General features: G+C 68.3%; 21 protein-coding genes. 10 read left to right on the top strand and 11 right to left on the bottom strand.

Annotated elements, in window-relative coordinates; genetic code table 11:
• Positions 1 to 6 precede the first annotated feature (6 nt).
• On the top strand, positions 7 to 771 hold the full coding sequence (gene cobF, locus OG326_RS39885; protein WP_327142264.1) for a precorrin-6A synthase (deacetylating): 765 nt from the start codon (positions 7 to 9) through the stop codon (positions 769 to 771).
• A 91-nt stretch (positions 772 to 862) separates the two neighbouring features.
• Positions 863 to 1729, top strand: coding sequence for an Fpg/Nei family DNA glycosylase (locus tag OG326_RS39880; RefSeq protein ID WP_327142263.1), 867 nt, complete (start codon positions 863 to 865; stop codon positions 1727 to 1729).
• Position 1730: 1 nt separating this feature from the next.
• Here OG326_RS39880 and OG326_RS39875 read toward each other — a convergent pair whose 3' ends face one another.
• The 4 genes from OG326_RS39875 to OG326_RS39860 all read right to left on the bottom strand — a co-directional run bounded on the left by OG326_RS39875 (position 1731) and on the right by OG326_RS39860 (position 6112).
• Positions 1731 to 3242: a carboxylesterase/lipase family protein gene (locus tag OG326_RS39875; RefSeq protein ID WP_327142262.1), complete on the bottom strand. Its 1512-nt coding sequence runs from the start codon at positions 3240 to 3242 to the stop codon at positions 1731 to 1733.
• Between the two features lie 63 nt (positions 3243 to 3305).
• Positions 3306 to 3551, bottom strand: coding sequence for a DUF2630 family protein (locus OG326_RS39870; protein ID WP_297613338.1), 246 nt, complete (start codon positions 3549 to 3551; stop codon positions 3306 to 3308).
• On the bottom strand, positions 3548 to 5002 hold the full coding sequence (gene pdxR, locus OG326_RS39865) for a MocR-like pyridoxine biosynthesis transcription factor PdxR (RefSeq protein WP_327142261.1): 1455 nt from the start codon (positions 5000 to 5002) through the stop codon (positions 3548 to 3550). The genes OG326_RS39870 and pdxR overlap by 4 nt, the downstream gene beginning before the upstream one ends.
• A gap of 402 nt (positions 5003 to 5404) precedes the next feature.
• The gene (locus OG326_RS39860) at positions 5405 to 6112 is read right to left on the bottom strand and encodes a DUF4184 family protein (RefSeq protein WP_327142260.1); all 708 of its coding nucleotides are present in this window, start codon (positions 6110 to 6112) and stop codon (positions 5405 to 5407) included.
• Between the two features lie 87 nt (positions 6113 to 6199).
• On the opposite strand from OG326_RS39860, the gene OG326_RS39855 reads away from it, so the two are divergent.
• The gene (locus OG326_RS39855) at positions 6200 to 6889 is read left to right on the top strand and encodes a pyridoxamine 5'-phosphate oxidase family protein (protein WP_327142259.1); all 690 of its coding nucleotides are present in this window, start codon (positions 6200 to 6202) and stop codon (positions 6887 to 6889) included.
• Positions 6890 to 6891: 2 nt separating this feature from the next.
• On the opposite strand, the gene OG326_RS39850 is transcribed toward OG326_RS39855, so the two are convergent.
• Together OG326_RS39850 and OG326_RS39845 are read right to left on the bottom strand one after the other, a co-directional pair.
• The gene (locus OG326_RS39850) at positions 6892 to 8136 is read right to left on the bottom strand and encodes a hypothetical protein (protein ID WP_327142258.1); all 1245 of its coding nucleotides are present in this window, start codon (positions 8134 to 8136) and stop codon (positions 6892 to 6894) included.
• Positions 8137 to 8302: 166 nt separating this feature from the next.
• The gene (locus tag OG326_RS39845; protein WP_327142257.1) at positions 8303 to 9076 is read right to left on the bottom strand and encodes a crotonase/enoyl-CoA hydratase family protein; all 774 of its coding nucleotides are present in this window, start codon (positions 9074 to 9076) and stop codon (positions 8303 to 8305) included.
• A gap of 53 nt (positions 9077 to 9129) precedes the next feature.
• Between OG326_RS39845 and OG326_RS39840 the strand changes: the two genes are divergently transcribed.
• Complete coding sequence (locus tag OG326_RS39840) at positions 9130 to 9741, top strand: TetR/AcrR family transcriptional regulator (protein WP_327142256.1); 612 nt, start codon at positions 9130 to 9132, stop codon at positions 9739 to 9741.
• 12 nt (positions 9742 to 9753) lie between these two features.
• A complete protein-coding gene (locus OG326_RS39835; protein ID WP_327142255.1) occupies positions 9754 to 11376 on the top strand; it encodes an acyl-CoA dehydrogenase family protein in 1623 nt (540 codons plus the stop codon).
• 17 nt (positions 11377 to 11393) lie between these two features.
• Here OG326_RS39835 and OG326_RS39830 read toward each other — a convergent pair whose 3' ends face one another.
• On the bottom strand, positions 11394 to 11585 hold the full coding sequence (locus OG326_RS39830; RefSeq protein ID WP_327142254.1) for a helix-hairpin-helix domain-containing protein: 192 nt from the start codon (positions 11583 to 11585) through the stop codon (positions 11394 to 11396).
• Positions 11586 to 11767: 182 nt separating this feature from the next.
• Between OG326_RS39830 and OG326_RS39825 the strand changes: the two genes are divergently transcribed.
• Positions 11768 to 12853, top strand: coding sequence for a CaiB/BaiF CoA transferase family protein (locus OG326_RS39825; RefSeq protein WP_327142253.1), 1086 nt, complete (start codon positions 11768 to 11770; stop codon positions 12851 to 12853).
• Positions 12854 to 12871: 18 nt separating this feature from the next.
• Here OG326_RS39825 and OG326_RS39820 read toward each other — a convergent pair whose 3' ends face one another.
• Together OG326_RS39820 and OG326_RS39815 are read right to left on the bottom strand one after the other, a co-directional pair.
• On the bottom strand, positions 12872 to 13606 hold the full coding sequence (locus tag OG326_RS39820; RefSeq protein ID WP_327142252.1) for an SDR family NAD(P)-dependent oxidoreductase: 735 nt from the start codon (positions 13604 to 13606) through the stop codon (positions 12872 to 12874).
• Positions 13607 to 13624: 18 nt separating this feature from the next.
• On the bottom strand, positions 13625 to 14032 hold the full coding sequence (locus tag OG326_RS39815; protein ID WP_327142251.1) for a DUF3224 domain-containing protein: 408 nt from the start codon (positions 14030 to 14032) through the stop codon (positions 13625 to 13627).
• Between the two features lie 231 nt (positions 14033 to 14263).
• Between OG326_RS39815 and OG326_RS39810 the strand changes: the two genes are divergently transcribed.
• Entirely contained in the window at positions 14264 to 15778 is a 1515-nt protein-coding gene (locus OG326_RS39810; RefSeq protein ID WP_327142250.1) for a DUF1731 domain-containing protein, read from the top strand.
• Between the two features lie 64 nt (positions 15779 to 15842).
• Entirely contained in the window at positions 15843 to 16193 is a 351-nt protein-coding gene (locus tag OG326_RS39805) for a DoxX family protein (RefSeq protein ID WP_327142249.1), read from the top strand.
• Between the two features lie 15 nt (positions 16194 to 16208).
• Here the strand turns inward: OG326_RS39805 and pgi are convergent, their stop codons facing one another.
• Complete coding sequence (gene pgi / locus OG326_RS39800) at positions 16209 to 17852, bottom strand: glucose-6-phosphate isomerase (RefSeq protein WP_327142248.1); 1644 nt, start codon at positions 17850 to 17852, stop codon at positions 16209 to 16211.
• A gap of 96 nt (positions 17853 to 17948) precedes the next feature.
• Here pgi and OG326_RS39795 point away from each other — a divergent pair, with 96 nt between their 5' ends.
• The gene (locus OG326_RS39795; RefSeq protein ID WP_327142247.1) at positions 17949 to 19400 is read left to right on the top strand and encodes an NAD-dependent succinate-semialdehyde dehydrogenase; all 1452 of its coding nucleotides are present in this window, start codon (positions 17949 to 17951) and stop codon (positions 19398 to 19400) included.
• Positions 19401 to 19659: 259 nt separating this feature from the next.
• On the opposite strand, the gene OG326_RS39790 is transcribed toward OG326_RS39795, so the two are convergent.
• Positions 19660 to 20001, bottom strand: a complete 342-nt coding sequence (locus OG326_RS39790; RefSeq protein ID WP_327142246.1) for a chorismate mutase — start codon at positions 19999 to 20001, stop codon at positions 19660 to 19662.
• Positions 20002 to 20322: 321 nt separating this feature from the next.
• On the opposite strand from OG326_RS39790, the gene pcrA reads away from it, so the two are divergent.
• Positions 20323 to 22779 (top strand): DNA helicase PcrA, encoded by a 2457-nt coding sequence (gene pcrA / locus OG326_RS39785; RefSeq protein WP_327142245.1) that lies wholly within the window; start codon positions 20323 to 20325, stop codon positions 22777 to 22779.
• Positions 22780 to 22981 lie beyond the last annotated feature (202 nt).

The raw sequence follows: 22981 nt of genomic DNA, 5'->3' as shown, positions 1-22981 counted from the left end.
GGCGCTGTGCGGAAGCTCTATGTGATCGGAATCGGCGCCGGCGATCCGGACCAGGTGACGGTGCAGGCCGTCAAGGCCATGCGCCGGACGGACGTGTTCTTTCTCATCGGCAAGGGCGCCGAAAAACAGGAACTGACCGATGTGCGCGCCGCCATCGTGGCCGAGTACGCGGACCAACCCCACCGGATGGTGCAGATCCCGGATCCACCCCGGGATCGGAGCGTGCCGGGGACCGGGGCCGATACGGCCTACCGGGGTGTGGTCGAGGACTGGCACGAGGCGCGCGCCGCGCTGCTCGAACAGTCCTTCGCCGACACCGGCGGGGTGGGCGCGATTCTCGTCTGGGGTGACCCGTCGCTGTACGACAGCACGCTGCGCGTGGTCGAGCGGGTGCTCGAGCGCGGCCGGGTCGGTTTCGAATACGAGGTGATCCCCGGAATCACCAGCGTGCAGGCGCTGGCCGCCGCACACCGCATGGTGCTGCACGAGATCGGCGAGCCGCTGCACATCACCACCGGGCGGCGGCTGCGCGACGAGGGCCTGGCCTCGGGACAGTCGACACTCGTCATGCTCGACAGCGACTGCTCTTTCACCCAGGTGCCCGGCGACGACATCTACATCTGGTGGGGCGCCTATCTCGGGATGCCGGACGAGACCGTCATCGAGGGCCCGCTGCGAATTGTCGAGGGCCGCATCACCCGCCGCCGCGCCGCCCTGCGGGAAGCCAAGGGCTGGATCATGGATACCTACCTGCTGCGTCGTAACGGGTAGGGCCCGGCCGGACCAGCCGGGCTGCCACATTTCGGGAACAGCCGCGCTGTGGCTGAGCGCGGTTGTCGGGGGGCGTGGGTAGGCTGCGGGGGTGCCTGAATTGCCGGAGATTGTGGCGCTCGAGCAGTTTTTGGGCGTGCATGCGGTGGGCGCGGTTGTGGGACGGGTCGATGTGGCGGCGCTCAGTGTGCTGAAGACTTTCGATCCGCCGGTGACCGCGCTGTCGGGGCGTGATGTCACGGGGGCGGGGCACTGGGGCAAGCATCTCGGATTGGATTGTGACGGGCTGTGGTTGATCACCCATCTGTCGCGGGGCGGGTGGCTGCGATGGATCGATCAGCCGAGTGCTTCGCCGCCGAAGCCGGGTAAGGGGCCGCTGGCGCTGCGGGTGCACTTCTTCACGCCGGAGGGGGATACCCCGGCATTCGATCTCACCGAGGCGGGGACCAAGAAGCGGCTGGCGGTGTGGGTTGTTGCCGATCCGCAGCTGGTGCCCAGCATCGCCCGGCTCGGGCCCGATGCCATGGCCGTGAGTGAGCCCGAATTCGCGGAGCTGCTCAAGGGCACCTCGCAGCGGATCAAGAACGCGCTCACCGATCAGACGGTGCTGGCGGGCATCGGCAATGCCTACTCCGACGAGATTCTGCATACGGCCAAGCTCTCGCCGTTCGCGACGTCCTCGGGATTGGATCCGGAGCAGGTGGGACGGCTGTACTCCGCTATGCGCGCCTCGCTCTCCGACGCCATAGCGCGCTCGGTCGGGCAGGATGCGGCTCGGCTCAAGGGCGAGAAGCGCTCCGGTATGCAGGTGCACGGACGCACCGGCCTCCCCTGTCCGGTCTGCGGTGACACCGTCCGGGAGGTCGCCTACGTGGACAAGTCGTTCCAGTACTGCGCGACCTGCCAAACCGGCGGCAAGATCCTCGCCGACCGCCGGATGTCGCGACTACTCAAGTAGTTCAGACCAGCGCGGGGACGTGAATCCCTTGCCAGGCAAGACGTTTCGCCTTCTCGGGGTCGTTCTCCACGCGCTGCGGGCTGTCGATGATCATGGTGGCGCGCCGGTCCTCGGTGTACGCGGGCCAGTTCGACAGGGGCGCTCCGGTGCGGGCGAAGGAGAGCCAGTTGTCCTGGAATTGCCGGGTCACCGCGCGGAAGCCGCGGCCGCCGCCGGCCGCCGTGAGCGCCCGGCCGACGGGCGTGTCGGTGGCGCCGAAGACCGGGAGCAGATCGAGGGCGTGGGTGGCCCCGAAACCCGCGAGTTGCACTGCGCGCGGGGCGAAGTCGAAGCGATAGGCGTAGGTCGGGGCGTAGCGGCTGTGCGCCTCCATGATCGCGAGCGAGGGCCGCCAGAAGGTGAAATCGCCGCCCATGCGGACGGTGACCTTACGGCCGGGGAAGCCGGGATAGGCCGCGATGACCCGGGATTCGGCGCCGTCGCCCGCCTGCCGCAGCAGCCAGCGCATGCGATCGGGGGTGGTGGGGAGGGTGTCGTCGAAGCGGACGAAGAGCGTGGCCTCGTCCCGATTGGTGCCGATGATCAAGGGCACCGGGTGCGCGCTACCGCTGGTGAACGCGTCGGTGATCGATTGCGGCAGGAAGTCGCCGTCGATCTGCGGCGCGGCGGGGAACAGGCCGGGCTGGGTGTGCATCACCTCGTTGAGGGCGGTGTCGACCGCACGGCGAATATCGTTGGGGCTGGCCGAAATCAGGGCTTCGGCGGCATCGCCGGGGGCTGCTCCGAGCTTGTCGAGGCAGCGGCGCGCGAAGAGTTTCGCATCGGCCTGCGTGGGCCCCCAATCGGCGGGCGGACTCTGCGCGATGCCCCGGTGGAAGAGCCCCGCGGCGGCAGGCGCGGCCATGAGCGCGAGGACCGCGTGCGCACCGGCGGATTCGCCGAAGATCGTCACATTGGCCGGATCACCGCCGAAGGCGGCGATATTGCGCTGCACCCACTCCAGCGCCGCGACCTGATCGCGCAGGCCAAGATTGGTATCGAACGGGTGTGCGGCCGTGGAGAATTCGCTGAAATCGACATATCCGAACGCGCCGAGTCGATAGTTCAGCGACACCACGATCACATCGCCGCGCAGCGCCAGCCGGGAGCCGGAATACAAACCCAGCGCGGAGGTGCCGATGAAATAGCCGCCGCCGTGAATGAACACCATGACCGGCCGCGGTTTGGCCGAGGGCGTCTTGGGTGCGGTGATATTGAGGGTCAGGCAGTCCTCACCGGTCGGCTGCTGCTGGCGCGGGCCGATCTGCGCGCCGCGGCGATGCTGCATTGCGGCGAAACCGAATTCGGTGGCGTCGCGCACCCCGCTCCACGGCTGGACGGGCTGCGGCGCCCGGAATCGGAAATCACCCACCGGGGGCGCCGCAAAAGGGATGGACCGCCAGCGTGACACGCGGCGGCCCTCGGAACCGCGGACAATGCCGTCAGCGGTCGTGATGTCTGTCGTTGCCACCATTTACCGATGGTAGCGGTGCGTGCGGCCGGGCAATATGACAAATTCGGCCCGGCCGTGCGGCGCCTACTGCAGGTAGCCCTCGACCTGATGCGCCGAGTTGGGCTGCGCCTCGTTGGGGTTGCGGCCCTGGTCGAGGCGGGCGCGGCGCTGGCGCAGCAGATCCCAGCACTGGTCGAGCATGACCTCGAGTTCGGCGAGCTGGCGACGCTCGGTCTCCGGGTCGATCTCGCCCTGACTGCTCTGGGAGCGGAGCTCATGCTCCTGATCTACCAGGGTTTTGATACGCGCGAGGATGTCCTGTTCGCTCATGGGCTCGAGTGTACGACCCGCGCCAGCGCGAGCCCCGCCGAGCGCACCGCGACCGGCAGGTCTGCCCTGGACAGGGCGGCATAACCGAGCGCGATGCCGAAGGTGTGTCGGGTGCCGAGGTGGTGGCGGCCCAGGCCGTCCAGATAGACGCCTGCCTCGCGGGCGGCGGCGATGGCCCGGTCCTCCTGGGTGGCCGAGTCCAGCGGGACCACCAGGTGCGAGCCCGCGTCATCACCGCTCACCCGCAGGCCGTGGCCGCGCAGTTCGTCGACGACCAGGGCGCGGCGGAGCCGCATCTCCCGGCGCAGCCGGCGCAGGTGGCGAGCCAGATCGCCGTGCCGCGCGAAGGCGGCGACAACCTGCTGACCGGCGGGGGCCGGGCCGGTGCCGGTGAGTTCGCGATGGGCGAGCACGGCATCGACCACGTTCGGGGCGGCGACCAGCCAGCCGATGCCCAGGGTGGGGGTGAGGATCTTGCTGGTGGTGCCCAGATGGACGACGTACTCCGGTGCGAGGGTCGCGAGCAGCGGCAAAGGGGCGGTGTCGTAACGCAATTCGCCGTCGTAATCGTCCTCGATGACGAGAGCGCCGGTGCGGCGGGCGAATTCGATGAGCTCGATGCGGCGGGCGGCGGGCATGCGTGCGCCGAGCGGGAATTGGTGTGCGGGAGTGCAATACACCGCTTTGGTATCGGGTGGCAGCAGATCCACGCGCAGTCCGTCCGCATCGACGGGGATGGGGACCAGCCGCACTCCGGCCGCGGTGAAGGCGCCGGAGGCGCGGGTGTAGCCCGGATCCTCGAAGGCCACCACATCTCCCGGCCGCAGCAGGGCCGCCGCGAGTTCGGCCACCGCGGAACTGGTTCCGGAGGTGGCCAGTACCGCGCTGCTGCCGCCCGCGCCCAGCCCGCGGTGTCGCAGCAGATGCTCGGCCACCGCCTCCCGATAGTCGGGCTCACCCGCACGATCCTTGCGCACCAGGGGAGTTCGGTCCGAGGCCGTGCGCCACGCCCGCCGCCACGCCGCCCGATCGATGGTCTCGATGCACGGCGCGCCCGCACCCAGATCCAGCAGTCCGCTGAGCGGATTCGCCCGCTGCCCAGCCGTCGCCCGCTCGGCCACCGGCTGCGGCGAAGCGGTCAGATAGGTCCCCGAGCCGTGCCGCCCGCGCAACCACCCCTCCGCATGCAATTGGTCGTACGCGGCGGTGACCACCGTCCGGCTCACCCGGAGCCGGGTGGCCAACTCCCGTGACGAGGGCAACCTGTCCCCACCCCGCAGCGTCCCCGTCGTAGCCGCCCCCCGCAGCCCATCCGCCACCTGCACAGCCAGCGGCACCGCCGACTCCCGATCGACCGCGAACGGCAGATCGTCGACCAGGACCGACGGACCGGTCGGGGCCCGCGCGGCAGAATCGACGCGGGCCCCCCAGTTTTTCGAGCCGGTTTCCATCGAAGTGGCCTCCTTAATATCCGGAAACTGGGCAAATACAGCTTGCCACTCGATCCGGACCTTTCGGGCCTCGCACGGCCGAACCGGAAGTCACCGTTGTCCGCTTATTTCCGGTTCGGCCGGGGTTCGGTCGAGCGGGGTTCCGAGGTGATCGCGAAGGAGCTCATCGAATATCGCGGCACTGTAGGAGTGGGTGCGGGGCGGGGGCTTCGTTCGCGCCGACCTGGCATTCCAGATCGGTTGCGGCTCCGCTGCGTTGGCGGTTCGGTGTGCGGGATGATGCGGAGAGCTGTTGTGCCGAATTGGATTCGGTCTCTCGGAGGGGAGGGGTCGGGCGGGAACCGGATTCTGGCAATGTTCAAAGCGCATGATATTGCAGCGTTTTCACGCCTGGCGGCACCGCTATTGGTCGCGTGGAGATTGTCGGCGGGTGTGGTCGAGGGCGGTGTAGGCCGCTGCCCAGAGAGTGAAAGCCAGGGCGGCGCCTTGGGTGGCGGCGACGAGGAGGTGGCGGATGCAGTCGTAGAGGCTTGTGTGGACGATGGGGTCGGTGCCGGCGAGCAGTGCGCCGATCGCGGCTGCCAGGAGGAGGGCGGTCAGGACCCAATTGCGTTGTGGTGCTGGAGGAACCGAGGTGGCGGCGCGGTACCAGCGGGCGGTGTACCAGGTGAGGATGAGGACTCCGCCGGCTGAGGAGAGGTAGCCGAAGACGTTGTAGACGCGGTGCGGGCCTATGACGGACTCGCGCAGTATTTCCCAGTGCTGCACCGCAATACCGTCCGTGTGGGTGAAGGAATCCCATGCGAGGTGGGTGAGGGCGCCGACTGTGATGGCCAGTGCTGCGCGCCGGAGGGTGGTTCCCGGCAGTGTTGCGGACTTGCCGAGGAGGGCCAGCAGGGGGCGGTGGGCGGATCGGGCGAGTAGCAGCAGGGCCGCTCCGAGTGCCAGATCGATGGGCAAACCCAGGAGCGAATGGGTGCGCCCGGCGTCCACGCCGAGCGGGACGTAGTACGGAATATCCGGTGCAATACTGCCCGCGACCAGGCCGGGGAACCAGAGTGCTCGGCGGAGCGGGAGTACGGCGGCGGGGTGGGCGAGCGTGAATGGCACGGAATGTGTCCCCCGGGAGAAGTGGTCCTTGGATCTTGCGTGGAATTGGCTATTCAGTAATGCCATTCCTTCGATAATGCTGGTCGTATGACCGAATCAGCCGCCGAACGGACCCCATTGTCGCCCACCTCGCGCAGTGCGCTCACCCGTGCGAAGGAGCGCGGAGCCACCGACCGCGCCGAGCTGGATGCGATCCTCGATACCGGAATGCTCTGCCACCTGGGCGTTGTGCTGCACGGCAGCCCGGTGGTCATTCCCACGATCTACGGCCGCGACGGGGACACCCTGTATCTGCACGGCTCCACCGGCGCCGGCAATCTCCGTGCCGCCATGACCGGCGACGTGTCGGTCGCCGTCACACATGTGGATGGATTGGTCTACGCCCGTGCGGCCATGCACTTCTCCATGAACTACCGGTCGGCCGTCATCCACGCGCGCCCGGTGGAAGTCACCGATGAGGCCGAGCGCATGCGCGCGCTGCGGATCATTGTCGAACACACCGCTCCCGGAGCATGGGATGTGGTGCGGTCGCCCAATAAGAGGGAAATGGCCGCGACCATGGTCCTGGCGCTCGATCTCACCGAGGCGTCGGTGAAGATCCGCACCGGTGATCCGCGCGACGATGCCGCCGATGTCGAGGCGGGCGGTGTGTGGGCGGGCGTGCTGCCGCTGCGGCAGGTGTGGGATGCGCCGATCTCCTCGGCGGATCTGGAAGCGGGAATCGAAGTGCCCGAACACGTTCGGGCTCGGTGCGCCGAACCCGCGACGGCCCGGTAGCGCTACCAGCCGGTGGCGTCGAGGCCGAGTTCTGCCAGGGTCTTGCAGGCCAGGGCGGTGAGGGCGGCTGCCGTGGGGATGGCTTCGGGGTCGATGCTCACCAGGGACAGGGTGTAGGTGTCGGCTATGCGGGTGAGGTAGCCGGAGAGGCGGGTGCGGGGGAGGGTGTCGGCGCGCAGGCCCGGGTGGATGGCTCGGGCGGCCACGCCGGTGCAGGGGTGCGGGCCGAGGGAGAGCAGGGAGTCGGGGAGGGTTCCGATATTGGAGCACAGGATGTCTCGCTCGCCCGCACCCTTCGCGAGGGCATGCGCCCAACGGTCGGGGATGACCTGGAGGAGTTCCTCCGGGATGCCGCCGGGGCTGGTCATGCGGTGCTCGTAGGCGGCGCGGGCCTTGTGCCGCAGGGTCGAGGGCGTGTCGTCGCGGGTGATCGCGATTTCCGTCATGGCCATGTCATTGTCGACGCGCGGTTCGTCGCGGGTGTCCACCGGCAGACTGGCGGCGAGAGTGGGCGCGGGGAATCCGCTGTCCCACAGCATATTCGCGATCAGGTGGACGAAGAGGCTGTTGGCCGTGCCGTCGTGGGCGACGGCCACGCGGTTCCACTCGCGGGCCGGGACCTGCAGGATGGCGCTGCGGGTGGCCGGGCCGGTGTAATCGGCCGCGAGCACGACATTCCGCTCGGCAGCCGGGGCCGGGCGCGCGGGCAGGCCACGGCGCAGGGCGCGGGCCGTACCGCCGAGCACGGTCGCCCACTGCCGCCGGGCATCGGCCCAATCCGACTGCCCCGCAATCGCCGCCGCCAGCGGTGTTCCCGCGAGCGCATGATCGATGGCCAGGGTCAGCGCCCGGCCGTCCGCCAGCGCGTGCGAACACGTCAGGGACAGAACGGAGCCGCCCTCCCGGAGCTCCGTGGCCGACAATCGCCAGCCGGGGCCCAGCGCCGGATCGAGATCGCCACCCTGCGCATCGGCCCAATCGAGCAGCGCGGCAGCCGGAATCGGCTGTTCCGACCTGCGGAGCGGATGCGCCCACGCCGTCTGCTGCCAGCGCGGTCGCGCCCCGGGCACCCTGGCCCTGATGACCCGCCGTCCCAGCGGCCCGACTCGCAAAGCCTCGTGAATCCGCTCGACCAGCTCCGTATCGACCGGATCAGCGGTACGCCACAGCCCCTGCAGAGCGATCGGGGTACCCATGCCCCGATGCGCCCGCAGGAACATTTCGTCCACCACACTCAGCCGATTCATTGCAGGGCAGACTACCGGCCGCGACTGTGCGCCGCGCAGGCCGTGAGAGAGGGCAGGGTCCGCTTCGGGTTTGTGCTCGGTGGTGTCGCGGCCGACCGGTCCTGAATCGGATCGATCAACCGCTGATCGGCGATCGGCTGGCGGTCGGCGCGCCTACGCCGGCTACCTACGTGGCCTGACCGTGGCGGCCCGCGCCGGAGGCGAAGCGCTGGGCGCCGTCGAGGGCGCCGTCCATCAGGGCCTTCAGGCCGTGCTGGAATTCGTTGGTGATGGCCGCGGTTTCGGTGAGGCCGTCCTGTTCCAGGACCGACATGCGGTCCGAGCGCAGGCAGGTCTGCGGGAGGGTCGCGAGTTGGGCGGCGAGTTCCTCTGCGGCCCTACGAGATTCGCCATTGGGGACAACCTGGGTGACCAGGCCGATCTGCAGCGCCTCGGGGGCGCCCACGGCGCGGCCGGTGAGGATCAGATCCATGGCGCGGCCGGTGCCGATAATGCGCGGCAGGCGGACGGTGCCGCCGTCGATGAGGGGGACGCCCCAGCGGCGGCAGAAGACGCCGAAGGTGCTGTCCTGCTCGGCAATTCGCAGATCACACCAGAGCGCGAGTTCCAGGCCGCCCGCGACCGCGTAGCCGGAGACGGCGGCGATCACCGGTTTCGACAACTGCATGCGGGTCGGGCCCATGGGGCCGTCGCCGTCCTCGGCCGCGTGATTGGAGTTCTCGGTGCCGAGGGCCTTGAGGTCGGCGCCGGCGCAGAAGGTGCCGCCGTCGCCCCAGAGCACGGCGACCGCGGCATCGGGATCGGCATCGAATTCTCGGAAGGCGTCGGCCAGGGCCGCTGCGGTGGGGCCGTCGACGGCATTGCGGGCCTGGGGGCGATGCAGGATCACGGTGGTCACGGGGCCATTGCGTTCGACTCGTACGCTCACGGCCTCGACCATACGCCGTAAATCAGCCCTTGCGTCAAGAAATGAATACATGGTTCACTTCTTGCGTGGCCTATCGCAGAACCCCTGCTGTGCAAGCCCGTCTCGATGCCCAGGCCGGGTCGATCGTGCGGGCCGCCATGACGGTGCTCTCCCGCGACGGCTTCGCTGGACTGTCCATGGCTGCCGTCGCCGCCGAGGCCGCGGTCGCCACCGGCACCGTGTACAAAACCTTCAGTGGCAAAGCAGAATTGGTGACTGCGGTCTTCCGTGAGGTCGTCACCGGTGAGGTCGCCGCCGTGGCCGCGGCGGGCAATACCGATGGCGCCGGCAAGACCGCGCGAGAGCGGGTCACAGCGGCGGTGGAGACCTTCGCCGGCCGCGCGCTCAAGAATCCCAAACTGGCCTATGTGCTGCTCGCCGAACCGGTGGACGCCGCCGTCGACGCGGAGCGCCTGCGGTTCCGGCGCGCTTTCGCCGAAACCTTCGAATCCGCCGTCGCCGAGGGTGTCGCCACCGGCCAGCTACCGCCGCAGGATCCGCGCACCAGCGCCACCGCACTGGTCGGCGCCATCGGTGAGGTGCTGGTCGGACCGCTCGCCGAACAGCTGGAGAGTGAATCGGTGGTCCCCGAACTTGTCGCCTTCGCGCTGCGCGCGCTCGGCGTGCCCCAGGAATAAGGAGTCCCTCGCATGCATACGCATGATGTGTTCAATCAGGTGCCGAACCTGGTGCCCTTCGATAATTCCCGCAATCCCGCACTGCTCGAGGGACTGCACCGGGAAGGCGCGGGCTGGGCCGAGGGGGAGGTGCGCGAACTCGGCGTTCTCGCAGGCGGAGTCGAGGCGCAGGAGTGGGGGCGGGTGGCCAATGAGAACCCGCCGATCCTGCACACCCACGACCGCTACGGCAATCGCATCGACGAGGTCGAATTCCATCCGTACTGGCACGAGCTGATGAATGTGGCTGTGACACACGGGCTGCACGGTTCGCCGTGGCAGGAGGAGCGGTCCGGTGCGCATACGGCGCGGGCCGCCAAGTTCTCCGTCTGGGGTTCCTCCGACGCCGGGCATATGTGCCCGATCTCCATGAGCTATGCGGTAGTGCCTGCGCTGCGGCACAATCCGGAACTCTCGGCGCGCTTCGAGCCGCTGCTGGCCTCCCGGGTGTACGACTACGGGCTGCGGGAGCCGTCGAGCAAGGCCGGTCTCATCGCCGGTATGTCGATGACGGAGAAGCAGGGCGGCTCCGACGTGCGCGCCAATACCACCACGGCCACACCGCTTCCCGACGGGACGTACCGGATCGTGGGCCACAAGTGGTTCACCTCCGCGCCCATGTCGGATATGTTCCTGACCCTCGCGCAGGCGCCCGGCGGCCTGTCCTGCTTCCTGCTGCCGCGCGTGCTGCCGGACGGATCGCGCAATGCCCTTCGGCTGCAACGGCTCAAGGACAAGCTGGGCAACAAGTCGAACGCCTCCTCGGAGATCGAGTACGAGAACGCGATCGGCTGGCTGGTCGGCGCCGAGGGCGCGGGCGTGAAGACCATTATCGAAATGGTCAATATGACCCGGCTGGACTGCGTCATCGGCTCGGCCACCGGCATGCGGGCCGGAGTGGTGCACGCCGTGCATCACGCCCGGCATCGAAATGTCTTCGGCGCCACCCTGATCGATCAGCCCGCCATGCGCAATGTGCTGGCCGATCTGGTGGTCGAATCCGAGGCCGCCACCACCGTCATGATGCGGCTGGCCGGCGCCACCGATCGCGCTGCCACCGATCCGGCGGAGGCGGCGCTGCGCCGAATTGCCTTGGCGGTCACCAAGTACTGGGTGTGCAAGCGTGCGCCCGCACATGCGGCCGAAGCCCTGGAATGCCTGGGCGGCAATGGTTATGTGGAGGAGTCCGGCATGCCGCGGCTGTACCGCGAGGCGCCGCTCATGTCCATCTGGGAAGGCTCCGGCAATGTGGCGGCGCTGGATGCCTTGCGCGCCATGGCCCGTCAGCCCGAAAGCGTGCAGGCGTACTTCGACGAGGTGTCGCTGGCGCGCGGCGCGAACGGGCATCTGGATACCGCCATCGACCGGATCGGCAAGGAGCTCACCGATCTGAGCGATATCGAATACCGGTCCCGCCGCGTCGTGGAGCTCATGGCGCTGGTACTGCAGGGCTCGCAGCTGGTCCGGCACGGCAATCAGGCGGTGGCGGATGCCTTCTGCGCCACCCGATTCGGCGGCGACTGGGGCATTGCCTTCGGCACCCTGCCGACCGGTATCGACACCGAGGCGATCCTCGAGCGCGCGTACGTCGACTGACGCGGGGCGGGTGGCCGTCAGCTCAGGTCGAGTCCCTGGGCTGACAGCGCCTCCTTCAGGAGGCGAATCGCCTTCGGTCCCACACCGTGCAGGGCGAGCAGTGTGTCGGCGGAGACTCCGGCCAGCTGCTCGAGCCGGAGATATCCGGCGGCGGTGAGGGCTCGGGTCGCGGGGGCTCCGATACCGCGCGGGAGGGTCGAGTCGGTCATATCGGGAGCCTATGCGCGGTCGGCCGAATGCGGGCGGAACTACCGCGTTCATTGTGCTGAGTGCCGTATGTTCAGTCGCGGATTTGGCGGCTCTACCAGCCGGAGTGGCTGGGGGTGGCAGATAAATCTGTCACGTGTTCTACTCCAGGGATACACGTCCGGGAACCACAAAGGGGTAGACGTTGAGTGCATCGCGGGGTCCGCTGGAGGGAATTCGGGTCGTCGAACTGGCGAGCATCGGGCCCGGTCCGCACGCGGGAATGATGCTGGCCGATCTGGGCGCGGACGTGGTCCGGGTGCAGCGGCCGGGGGATCGGTCGGGATTCGGGCCCATGCGGGCGCAGATGCGCGGACGTCGTTTCGTGGCAGCCGATTTCAAGGATCCCGCCGCGGTCGAGGAGGTGCTCGGACTCATCGACAAGGCCGATGTGCTGATCGAGGGCTTCCGGCCGGGCGTGGCCGAGCGGCTCGGACTCGGGCCGGAGCAGGTGCACGCGCGCAATCCGCGCGTGGTGTACGGCCGGATGACCGGGTGGGGCCAGGAGGGTCCGCGCTCGGCGCGGGCCGGGCACGACATCAATTACATCGGGCTCACGGGTGCGCTGCACGGCATCGGGCGCAAGGGCGAGCGGCCGGTGCCGCCGATCAATCTGCTCGGTGACTACGGCGGCGGCTCGGTCTTCCTGGTCCTCGGCATCATGGCCGCACTGCTCGAACGGCAGCGCTCGGGCCAGGGTCAGGTGGTGGATGCCGCCATGGTGGACGGCGTACTGACGCTGGCGCACTCCATCTGGAGCCTGCATCAGGGCGGGCACTGGTCCGATGAGCGCGGCACCAATCTGCTCGATACCGGAATGGCTTGGTACGACACCTATTCCACTGCCGACGGCAAGCATATGGCGGTCGGCGCCTTCGAGCCCCAGTTCTACGCGGAGCTGCTGCGCGTCCTGGAGCTGGATCCGCAATCGCTTCCGCGGCAGATGGATCCGGCCGGGCAGGAGATCCTGCGCAAGACCTTCACCGACAAGTTCGCCTCGAAGACCCAGGCGCAGTGGTGTGAACTCTTCGACGATGTCGACGCCTGCGTCACGCCGGTGCGCAGTTGGACCGATGCCGCGCAGGACGAGCACCTGCACGCCCGCGGTTCCCTCGTCGACGTGGACGGCATCCGCCAGCCCGCCCCCGCGCCCCGCTTCTCGCGCACGCCGTCGGCCGTACCCGCCCCCGCGCCGGCCGATCTCACCCCGATCAGCGAGGTCTGGACGTAGCGGGAGCGGGCGTGGTCGCTAAGCGGTACCGCCGTTGACCCGAATATTCTGCGCGGTAACCCACCCCGCGGCATCGGTGGCGAGAAACGCTACGACAGCGGCGATTTCACTCGGCTGCCCGAGCCGTCCGAAGACGCTCATATCTTCGAGCCGGGACAGGAACTCATCGCTCTTGCCGAGGCGATAGGTTTCGGTCTCGGTGGCGCCCGGGCTGACCGCGTTCACGGTGATCCCGCGCGGCCCGAACTCCCGGGCCAGAATGTGCGTGAGCTGCTCGACCGCGCCCTTGGTGGAGTCGTACACGGCGTAGCCGGGCAGCATCAGGGCGGTGGTGGAGCTGGAGATGGTGATGATCCGGCCCCGGTCGGCCATGTGCTGCCAGGCCAGCTGCATACCGTGAAAGACGCCCTTGACGTTCACGGCGTAGCTCAGATCGAACTCCTCGGAGGTGATCTGGGCGAACGGCTTGGTAATGGCCACGGCCGCATTGTTGACCAGGATGTCCCACTGCCCCCAGGCGTCGAGCAGCTGGTCGATCATGGCCGTGTACTCGTCCCGATCGCGCACATCCGCGGCCAGCGCGAGCGCCTGCCCGCCGTCCGCCACGATCTTCGCGACCGCGTCGTCGGCGAGATCGGGGGTGTGCGGATGATTGATGGCGACCCGTACGCCCTGTGCCGCAAGAGTTTCCGCAATGGAGCGCCCGATTCCGGTGGCGGCGCCGGTGATCAGTGCGGTTTTCGGAGACGACACCGCGCTAGAGGACAAGGCTCATCCCTCGAACCAGTACTCGAGCCACACCTGTGCGCCCTCACCGAGATTGGCGCGGAAGCCGCCCGTGCCGCGCAGTCCGGTCAGATCGCCGGTGCCCGAACCCGGCACCACGAACCAGTCGCCGCTCACGATGTTATCGGCGACGGTTCCATTGTCCTGCAGCAGGAATGTGCCGGACTTGCCGTCCACCGAGCCGGTAATGCGCTCGATGCCGACGAAGCTGGCGGTGCCGTCGGCATTGCCGGACTGCAGGAATTCGACAATGCCGTCGCCCTCGATGCCGCCGCTGAAGCTCTCCTCCACATGGATCTTGCTCAGCACCGGGCCCGCGGCGGGCTCCTCGTAGACGGACGGCTCGTACTTGTGAACCGTAATCACTGCTTCGACACGGGTTTTCGCGGTCATGGATATCTCTCTTCGCTCGCACAGGACCCGGCCCGTCACCTGGTCGTGCCGAGCATCCGCCGCACGCTCCCGCACTGTCAACGGGAGAATTCGCCACTATTGAGAAGCCGGGATTATCGATCCACGACGGCTCCCCGCGGCGCGGTGTCGCGGTTCATATTCGGGGCGGGAGCGGGCGGGTGCGACCAAGCCCACGTTCCGGTCCGGGCGGCCCGGTTATAGCGTCAGTGCATGCCTCGTACAACGACGTACACCCAATGGATCGCCCTCCCGCCCGAGCGGCTCTGGGCAGTGCTCGGCGATCCGGCCCGCTGGCCCGACTGGAATCCGGCCGTCACGTCGGTGACCCTGCACGCCGCACCGGGTGTCGGCGTCACCGGTGACTACCTGCCGCGCGGGCGCGTCAACGAGGCGGTGCACGGGCGGCTCGCCGCACCCTTCACCATCGCCACCTTCGTACCGGAGCGCGAACTCACCCTCGAACAGCCCGAACCCGCGGGCCTCATGCGGCTGCGCTGGACCCTGACGCCGCGCGACGGCGGCACCGAACTGGTGCAGCGGCTCACCTTCAGCGGCGGGTCGGCCGCCCTCGCGCGCAAGGTGGTCGGTCAGCTGCTGCAGACCGATGCGCACACCTGCTTCGCCCGGCTGGCGCGGCTGGCCGGACTGCGGCCGGTCGAGGATGCGCTCACCGTCGTAATCGCCGGTGGCACCGGCGCATTGGGGCGCACCCTGGCCGCCGACCTCACCTGCCGAGGGCAGCGGGTGCGCATTCTCACCCGCCGCGCGGTGCCGGAGCTGCCCTATGCGCAGTTCGAATGGGACGGGCGGACCGTCGGCGAATGGGTTACCGCACTGCGGAATCCGGGCCGCACCGCGATCATCAATCTCGCGGGCAAGCTGGTGGACTGCCGGCCCACCGCCCGCAATGTCGCCGAATTGCGGCGCAGCCGAGTCGATTCCACGCAGGCGCTCGTCGAAGCCTCGAAGACCCTGGAGCGGCCCATCGACTACTGGGTGCAGGCCAGCACCACCGCCATCTGGGCCGACGCCGGTGAAATCCGTTGCACCGAAACCACTCCGCTGCCGGATCCGGGACTGCCGCAGATGACCGGGGTCGCCGAGCCTTGGGAGCGCGCGTTCTCGGGCGAGCGGGGGAGCATGAACTCCGCTGCGGGCGAGAGCGGTACCGCCATCGAGACCGGCGGCGAGGTCGAGAGTCGCGGCGCCGGCGCGGGCGGCGCTGTGGGAGTGGGCGGCAAGGTGGCCGCGAATGCCACACACTGGACGATCCTGCGCACCTCGATCGTGCTCGATCCGGATGCACCGGCCATGAAGCGGCTGGTGAGCCTGACCAAGGCGGGCCTGGGCGGCAGTGTCGGCCCGGGCACGCAGTGGTTCAGCTGGATTCACCTCGACGACTGGCTCGGCATCGTCCGCGCCGCCCTCGGCCTCGATCCGAGCGTGGCGCTGCCGAACGGAATCGTGGTGGCGGCCACCGATTTTCCGGTGCGCAATCGGGAGCTCATGGCGGCCCTGCGCCGCCAGCTGCGCCGTCCCTGGTCGCCGCCCACACCCGCCGCGGCGCTCGCCATCGGCGCGGTCTTCCTGCGCACCGATGCGGCGCTGGGGCTCACCGGACGCCATGCCACCTCGGAGGTCCTGCGCCGGGCGGGATTCCGCTTCCGGTACCCGACCCTCGACGAGGCGCTGACCGAACTACTGCCGGAGCGGGTGCGGAAATAGCCATAACCCTTGGTTATGACAACAGGTATTGGCGGGTTTCCGCAGGACTGACCAGGCTGTGGGCATGTTTATCGCCTACGTCGTCGTCACGCTCATCACCATCGCAGCCAATGCCGTCGAAGGGGTCGCGACCATCAGCAGGGCCGACTTCGTCAAGCAGAACATCGCCGAGGTGCGGGTGCCCCTCTCCTGGCTGCCGATGCTCGGCGCGGCCAAGGCCGCCGGGGCGATCGGCCTGCTGGCCGGGCTGCTGGGTCTGCGGCCGCTGGGCATCGCCGCGGCGGCGGGCCTGACCGCGTTCTTCGTGGGCGCGGTGATCGTGCACCTGTGGACCCGGGTGGTCCACAATATCGCCTTCCCGGTCCTGTTCCTGGCCTTCGCGATCGCCTCGCTGGGGCTTGCGATCGCGGTCTGACCGTACCCGGTCCGGCTACGTCAGCCGGCGGGCGCGGTACCAGCGGATCAGCTCGTCGGTGGACGAATCCGATTGCGGAGCAGGCTCTTCGGCCGAGGTCAGCAGCGGCGCCACGGCGAGCGCCTGCTGCTTACCCAGCTCCACGCCCCACTGATCGAAACTGTCGATGCCCCAGATCGCACCCTCCACGAACACCTGGTGCTCGTACAGCGCAATGAGCTGGCCCAGCGTGGACGGTGTGAGCTTGGGCGCCAGAATGGCGGTGGAGGGGCGATTGCCCGGCATCACCTTGTGCGGCACCAGCTTCGGATCGGTGCCCTCGGCGGTGATCTCCTCCGCCGTCTTGCCGAACGCCAGCACCTTCGTCTGCGCGACCAGATTGCTGACCAGGATGTCGTGCATGCTGCCGGTGCCGTCGATGGTCGGCAGATCGTCTGTGGGCTGGGCGAATCCGATGAAATCGGCGGGCACCAGCCGCGTACCCTGGTGCAGCAGTTGATAGAAGGCGTGCTGGCCGTTGGTTCCCGGCTCGCCCCAGAAGATTTCACCGGTCGAGGTGGTCACCGGAGTGCCGTCCGCGCGCACCGACTTGCCGTTGGACTCCATGGTCAGCTGCTGCAGATACGCCGGAAAGCGCGCCAGGTCATTGGAATACGGCAGCACCGCCCGCGACTGCGCGCCGAAGAAATTCGAGTACCAGACACCGAGCAGACCCAGCAGCAGCGGCGCGTTCTCGGCCGGCGGTGCGGTGCGGAAGTGCTCGTCCATCCGGTGCATACCGTCGAGGAATTCGGCGAACCGCTCCTTGCCGATCACCGTCATGACCGACAGGCCGATGGCCGAATCCACCGAATAGCGGCCGCCGACCCAATCCCAGAAGCCGAACATATTCGCGGTATCGATACCGAACTCCGACACCCGCTGCTCATGCGTGGAGACCGCGACGAAATGCTTGGCCACCGCCTCCTCGCCGAGGCTCGCGACCAGCCAGCGGCGGGCCGCCGTGGCATTGGTCAGCGTCTCCAGCGTGGAGAAGGTCTTGGACGCCACGATGAACAGCGTGGTCGCCGGATCCAGGCCGGCCAGCTTCGAAACCAGGTCCGCCGGATCGACATTCGAGACGAAGCGCGCCGAGATCCCGGCATCGGCGTAGTGCCGCAGCGCCAGGTACACCATGGCCGGACCCAGATCCGAACCACCGATACCGATATTCACCACGGTCGTGATGCGCGCACCGGTCGCACCGCGCCACTGCCCGGAGCGCACCGCATCGGTGAACTCACCCATGCGGTCGAGCACCTCGTGCACCTGGGCGCCGGCATCGGCGCCGTCCACCGGCACCACCTGCCCGGCGGGCACCCGCAGCGCCACATGCTCGACCGCGCGGTCCTCGGAGGTATTGATGTGCGCACCGGCGAACATGGCATCGCGATGGCCCTGCACCCCAGCGGTTTCCGCCAATGCGAGCAGCAGATCGAGCGTCTCGCGGGTGACCCGGTGCTTGGAATAGTCGATGTGCAGGTCGGCAGCCTGCACGGTCAGCTCACGCCCGCGCTCGGGGTCCTCGGCGAAGAATTCGCGCAGATGACGTCCGGCGACGGACTCATGATGGTCGTGCAGTTTCCGCCAGGCCGCCGATGCGGTGATGTCGCTGCTCACGTCCGCCGAGGTTACAACCCGCCGTCGTTACGCGCAGGTAAGCCGGGTAACTCGCGGCGGGCTCATCGCGGATCTACCGGGCTTACGCTGGCAGGCATGGTTTCCGAACGCGAACTACTCGACTCCATACCCACCCAGCTCTGGATCGGCGGGCCGGTCGATGCGACCGGCGGCGCGACGTTCCCGGTGCGCAATCCGGCGACGGGGGAGGTTCTCGTCGAGATCGCCGACGCCAGTCCCGAGGATGCCGTTCGAGCCCTCGACGCGGCCGTCGCCGTCCAGGCCGAATGGGCCGCCACCCCGGCCCGGCAGCGCGGGGAGATCCTGCGCGCCGTCTTCGAGGCCATAACCGCGCGCGCCGAGGAATTCGCGCTCCTCATGACACTCGAAATGGGCAAGGCCCTGCCCGAGAGCCGCAATGAGGTTCGCTACGGCGCGGAGTTCTTCCGCTGGTTCAGCGAGGAGGCCAGCCGCATCCACGGCCGCTACCAGTCCGCGCCCGGCGGCACCGGCCGGATCCTGGTGACAAAACAGCCGGTCGGACCGTGTCTGGCCATCACGCCGTGGAACTTTCCGCTGGCCATGGGCACCCGCAAGATCGGGCCCGCCCTCGCCGCCGGTTGCACCATGATCGTGAAGCCCGCCGGCGAGACGCCGCTGACCATGCTGCTGCTCGCACAGCTCTGCCGTGACGCCGGACTGCCCGACGGCGTGCTGTCGGTGATCGCAACCAGTCGTTCCGGTGCCGTCACCGGCCCGCTGCTGAACGATCCGCGATTGCGCAAGCTCACCTTCACCGGGTCCACTCCGGTCGGTAAGAAGCTCGTGGAGCAGTCCGCGCACGGTCTGCTGCGCACCTCCATGGAACTCGGCGGCAATGCGCCCTTCGTGGTCTTCGACGATGCGGATATCGATGCGGCCGTCCAGGGCGCGGTGCTGGCCAAGCTGCGCAACGGCGGTGAGGCGTGCACGGCGGCCAATCGCTTCCACGTGCACAACTCGGTGCGCGAGGAGTTCACTCGGAAACTGGTGTCCGCCATGGCCGAATACCAGCTCGGACCGGGTACGGACCCGGCCACGACGCTCGGGCCGCTCATCAATCAGGACCAGTTGGAGACCGTCACCGAACTGGTCGAGGACGCCGTGTCGGTCGGTGCGCGAATCGAATTGGGCGGCAAAGCGCCTGGTGGACCCGGCTGGTTCTACCCGGCCACGGTGCTCACCGATCTGCCGCCGCAGGCCCGCATCCTGCGTGAAGAGGTGTTCGGGCCGGTCGCCCCGATTGTCGGTTTCGATACCGAGGAGGAGGGCCTGGCCGCGGCGAACGACACCGAATTCGGGCTGGTCGCATACGTTTACACGCAGAGCCTGGACCGCGCGCTCCGCGTCGCCGAGGGACTCGAGACCGGCATGGTCGGCGTCAATCGCGGCGTCATCTCCGATCCGGCCGCGCCCTTCGGCGGCGTGAAGGAATCGGGCTTCGGTCGCGAAGGCGGCTCCGAAGGCATCGAGGAGTACCTCAGCACCAAGTACATCGCCCTGCCCTGACCCTGCCCTGACCGGAAAATGAAGAACCGCCCCGGGGTATGACACCCGGGGCGGCCTCTTGGAAAGCTCGACTCGCTCGCACGAGTGTCGCGTGGTTTGTGTGGGTGCCTGTACGGCACACCGACCGTTGTATCGGCGCCACAGGTGCCCGGCGTTAGCACCGAGTGCCGAACTGGTGACCGACCGGCGAATTCTCAGCGTTGGATCCGTGGCGAATCGGTGATCGCGCCACGGAAAACGCGGTGTGCGGGGTGGGCTGTCAGTGACCCAGTCTGCCGCGGCCGAGGCGAAGCAGCAGCATGGCGAGGGTGTGACCCTCCTGGCCCAGCTCGCTGAAACGCTCCAGCACCTTCATCTCGCGAGAGTGCACGAGCTTGGTGCCGCCATTGGCCATGCGGGTCCGCCCGATAATGCGGGAGACCTCCGTACGGCGCTTGATTGCCGCGAGAATCTCGGCGTCGAGCTTGTCGATTTCCTTGCGCAGCTTGTCGATCTCCGCTTCCGGGAGCAGTGCCGCCGCAGGGGCGGGCGCGGCTTCGGCGGGCTTGGCGGAGTCCGCTCCGGTGGCAGGCTCGGATTGCCCCGTCGTCGAGATGCTCATACTTTCAACTCCTCGTGGTCCAGAACGTCGATCGGCAGGCGGCCCCGACTCGTTACCGATCGGTTCTTCACCAAGAATGTGACCTCGTGCGCCCTACATTGTCCCCCGCGGGGCGCGCTCAGGTGTATTCAGTCGCCAAAGCGCCGGTCATGAGGCCAGTGTGCCACGTGGGGCAGGCAAACCAAAACATGATCATTTGTGAATCTCCTGAGTTTTTCGACCGCCGCGGTTCTCCTCGAGTTCGCCACACCGGCACTTATCGGACACCTTCTGCCGCCGGACTGCGTACCTGTCGGTGGTCGCCGGTAGCGTGGTTGGGCGATGAAGACGACGGTGGCGCAGGACGAGCAGAAGACCGAGCAATTGCTCGAAGGTTTGAATCCGCAACAGCGCGCGGCGGTGGTGCACACCGGGACTCCGCTGCTCATCGTGGCGGGCGCCGGATCCGGCAAAACGGCTGTCCTCACCCGGCGAATCGCCTACCTGCTGGACGCCCGTGGTGTCCGCCCGGGCGAAATCCTGGCGATCACCTTCACCAACAAGGCCGCCGCCGAAATGCGGGAGCGCGTGGCCGGTCTGGTGGGTCCGCGCGCGGCCGGTATGTGGGTCTCCACCTTCCACTCCAGCTGCGTGCGCATTCTGCGCACCCAGGCCTCGCTGGTCGCCGGGCTCAACTCCAACTTCTCCATCTACGACGCCGACGACTCGCGCCGGCTGCTGGCCATGGTCAGCCGTGACTTCGATCTCGACGCCAAGAAGTACACGCCGCGCCTGCTCGCCACCGCCATCTCCAACCTCAAGAACGAGCTCATCGATCCGGCCCAGGCCGCCGCCGACGCCGAGACCGAGGAGGCCGAACTGCCGCGCCTGGTCGCCCGCGTCTACGACGAGTACCAGCGGCGGCTGCGCGCGGCCAATGCCATGGACTTCGACGACCTCATCGGCGAGACGGTCGGCATGCTGCAGCGGCATCCGCAGGTGGCCGAGTACTACCGGCGGCGGTTCCGGCACGTACTCGTCGACGAGTACCAGGACACCAACCACGCGCAGTACACCCTCGTGCGCGAACTCGTCGGGCATCACCGGACCGCATGGGGTGACGACGACACCCTCACCCCGGAGTCGCCGGATGCGGTGCCGCCCAGCGAACTCTGTGTTGTCGGTGACGCGGACCAGTCCATCTACGCGTTCCGCGGCGCGACCATCCGCAATATCGAGGAGTTCGAACGCGACTTCCCCGATGCGGAAACCATTCTGCTGGAACAGAATTACCGCTCCACCCAGCATATTCTGGCCGCCGCCAACGCGGTCATCTCGCGCAATGAGAATCGGCGCGACAAGAAGCTGTGGACCGATGCCGGTGACGGCGATCTGATTGTCGGCTACGTCGCAGACAATGAGCACGACGAGGCCTCGTTCGTGGCGCGCGAGATCGACCGGCTGGTCGATGCGGGCGATGCCAACTACAACGACGTCGCGGTGTTCTACCGCACCAACAACAACTCCCGTGCGCTCGAAGAGATCTTCATTCGCATGGGATTGCCGTACAAGGTTGTCGGCGGCGTGCGCTTCTACGAGCGCAAAGAGGTCCGCGATATCGTGGCCTACCTGCGGGTGCTGCAGAATCCGGACGATGCGGTGAGCCTGCGCCGCATTCTCAATACGCCGCGCCGCGGCATCGGTGATCGCGCCGAAGCCTGTGTCGCCGTGCATGCCGAACAGCGCGATATCGGCTTCGCGCAGGCGCTTCGTGATGCCGCCAACGGCACTGTGGCACTGCTCAATACCCGCGCGCAGCGGGCCATCGCCGGATTCGTGGAACTGCTCGACGAGATCCGGGCCGCGGGTGTGCAGGGTGATCTCGACTTCCCCGATGTGGGCAATATCGTCGAAGCCGTGCTCGACCGCACCGGGTACCGCCGCGAACTCGAGGCCTCCGACGATCCGCAGGACGGCGCGCGGCTCGACAACCTCAATGAATTGGTCAGCGTGGCACGCGAGTTCAGCTCCGAGGCGCGCAACAATGTGGAGGCCGCCGCGGCCGAGGGCATCGTGCCCGAGCAGGCCGAGGGCGAGCCCGACCCCGGAACGCTCGCCGCCTTCCTCGAACGCGTCTCACTGGTCGCCGACAGTGACCAGATTCCGGACGAGGGCACCGGCGTGGTCACCATGATGACCCTGCACACCGCCAAGGGCCTGGAATTCCCCGTCGTCTTCGTCACCGGCTGGGAGGACGGCCAGTTCCCGCATATGCGCGCGCTCGGCGACCCCACCGAACTCGCCGAGGAACGCCGCCTCGCCTACGTCGGCATCACCCGCGCGCGCAAGCGCCTCTACCTCACCCGCGCGGTGGTCCGCTCCGGCTGGGGCCAGCCCGTCTCCAACCCCGAATCCCGCTTCCTGCAGGAAATCCCGGGCCACCTGATGGATTGGCGCCGCCTCGAACCCGTCGTCTCCCAAACCGGTCGCAGCCTGCGCCGCCGCGGTGACGACGACGGCCTCGACCGCGATTGGACCCGCGGTGACGGCTGGGAACCCCGCCCCGGCGTCCGCGGCGAACGCCGCCCCGCCCCCTCCGCCGCGGGCGGCACCGGCAAACGCAATAACTCCGGCCTGGTCCTCGCCGTAGGCGACCGCGTCAGCGACGACAAATACGGCCTCGGCCGAGTCGTCGCCGCCGAAGGCTTCGGCGCCCTGGCCACCGTCACCATCGACTTCGGCACCGCCGGCAAAATCCGCCTCATCCCCAGCTACAGCCGCACCATCGTCAAACTCTGAGGACAGCACCGGAATTCGGGTCGGCTGCCAATGCGGTCGCCCCTGTCATCCCGGCATGCTTTCGGCCGGGATGCGATATGAGCAGTGCCGCAACCGCTTCTGTGGATCCCGGCCAAAAGCGCACCGGGATGACGGAGGCTGCGCCCGGATGGCGGAGGCTACGCCCGGATGGCGGAGGATGCGCCGGGATGGCGGAGGATGC

The organism is Nocardia sp. NBC_01327 (genome assembly GCF_035958815.1).
GTDB lineage: Bacteria > Actinomycetota > Actinomycetes > Mycobacteriales > Mycobacteriaceae > Nocardia.
Note: the sequence above shows the minus strand (reverse complement) of the source record. Positions and strands in the feature narration are given on the sequence as shown.